The 1,547-nt window shown below is 70.7% G+C and carries 2 protein-coding genes; both read right to left on the reverse strand.

Annotated elements, in window-relative coordinates; all coding sequences use genetic code 11:
* Positions 1 to 1,057: thrombospondin type 3 repeat-containing protein (locus R3A49_00005; GenBank protein ID MEZ5169114.1), on the reverse strand; the 1,057-nt coding region annotated here is incomplete at its 3' end.
* A 34-nt stretch (positions 1,058 to 1,091) separates the two neighbouring features.
* Positions 1,092 to 1,547, reverse strand: a 456-nt coding sequence (locus R3A49_00010; GenBank protein MEZ5169115.1) for a PEGA domain-containing protein, incomplete at its 5' end; no start/stop codon positions are given.

Here is a 1,547-nt window from a genome sequence, read left to right on the forward strand (position 1 = left end):
CGCTGTTGCACACCCCGTCGCCGTCGGTGTCGTGGGGAGGGGGGTCTGCAGGGCAGGCGTCGCAGGCGTCGCCCGTACCGTCGCCGTCGCCGTCGGCCTGAGCGGGGTTGGGCGCGTTGGGACAGTTGTCGCAGGCGTTCCCGAGCCCGTCGCCGTCGCTGTCGGTGGCGCCCCCCGTCGCCGTGTTCGGGCACGGGTCGCAGGCGTTGCCGATGCCGTCTCCATCGCTGTCGGCCTGGGTGGGGTTCGAGACCGTGGGGCAGTTGTCGCAGAGCCCCGCGAGCCCGTCGCCATCGGCGTCGGTGGCCGTGCCCGGGTCGGAGTCGCAGGGGTCTTCGAAGGCGAGCAGACCGTCGTGGTCGCGGTCTTCGTCGGCCTCGAACGTCCAGCTGTCGATCTCGTGGGCGTTCGGCTGGCCGGACGTGGTGGCGCCCGCGAACCCGATGGTGAACGAAGATCCCAGCCGACCGAGGAGGTCGACGGTGTGCGTCAGCTGGGGAGAAGACGGCTTGTTGGTGTTCGGGCTGTAGAAGATCTCGAAGCGCTGCAGCGCCTGGTCGTAGTCGACCCACACGAACTGCGGCTGGCCACTGTTCAGGAAGTTGCCGGGGTCGAACTCCTGCACGGTGTCGAGATCGCCGTCGAAGCCGAGCCCGATGTGGTTTCCGTTCGGGTCGATCGAGCCGGAGTCGTAGGTGTCGAGCTCGACGAACACGCTGGGCGAGATGTCGACCACGCCGATCGGGATCCCCCAGGGACCCAGGGCATCGGAGCCCATGGGGTCGGACTGCAGGACGAACGCCATCCCGGTGCTGCCCTGGGTTCCGCCGTTGATGTCGAACTCGAACCGCGTGCGGAAGGCCGAGGTGGCGCTCCAGTCGACGGGCACGCGCACGAACGCGGTGCCGTTCTGGTAGCTCTGGCTCGGCGTGAGCCGCATCTCGCACGTGTTCTCGGAGGCGTCGCCGTTGTACTCGATCGCTGCGCCGGTGTTGCAGAAGTCGGAGAAGTACAGCTGGGTGGGTGCGGCGACGGCCGCCGGGACGAGCCAGAACATGGCTCATCTTGCCACATCCCCGACGATCGGCGGGCTACTTCGAGAACGACGCCTGCCAGCCCTCGAAGCCCTCCGCGACGGCCCAGCGGTAGCTGTTCGGGTGCCGCGCGCCGACCCGGATGACCTTCTCGATCCGGTCGGAGCCGAGCACGAGCTCCACGGTGTGCGACCCTTCCGTCAGTGGGTGGCCCATCACGGGGGTCGGGCCGAGATCGACCCCGTCGACCTTCACGCGCGCGCCCCACGGAACGCTGCGGAACGTGACGGGCAGCCCGCTCGCGGCCGGAGCGACCGTGGCGGGTCGAGGCGTGGGAGCGGGCGCGGGGTCGGGACGCGTCTTCGGAACGGGCGCGGGCCGCGGCTGAGGGGCTGGGTCCGGGACCGGCGCAGGAGCCGGAGCAGGCGCGGGCGTCTCGACGGGGTCGGGATCGGCGCCCTCGGCGTCCGCATCCACCCCCTCTCCGTCGGGCGCATCCCCGTCGGGCGCATC

The organism is Acidimicrobiia bacterium (genome assembly GCA_041394025.1).
GTDB lineage: Bacteria > Actinomycetota > Acidimicrobiia > IMCC26256 > JAOSJL01 > JAOSJL01.